Source organism: Vibrio sp. 10N.222.55.C6, from assembly GCF_041473395.1.
Classification (GTDB): domain Bacteria; phylum Pseudomonadota; class Gammaproteobacteria; order Enterobacterales; family Vibrionaceae; genus Vibrio; species Vibrio crassostreae_C.
Map to the genome: position 1 here is coordinate 1 of NZ_JBFRSD010001044.1, position 222 is coordinate 222.

The 222-nt window shown below is 46.4% G+C and carries 1 protein-coding gene; it reads left to right on the plus strand.

The window, feature by feature from the left end; translation table 11 throughout:
• Nucleotides 1–222: XdhC family protein (locus AB4486_RS27470; protein WP_372119962.1), on the plus strand; the 222-nt coding region annotated here is incomplete at both ends.

The following is a 222-nucleotide window of genomic DNA, read 5'->3' on the forward strand; positions in this document are numbered from 1 at the left end:
CGATCCAGTCGGTGAAGTAAAACACATGCCACCGAACAGCTATTACCTTGTGATGACCCACAACCACCAGCTTGATTTCGATTTAACCAAAGCGATTATCGACCGTGAAGACAGCCGTTACTTCGGAATGATTGGATCACTCACTAAGCGCAAGAAGTTCGATTTCCGCTTAGAGCAACGCGGCTATAGCCAAGAACAAATTGAAACCATGCTTTGCCCGAT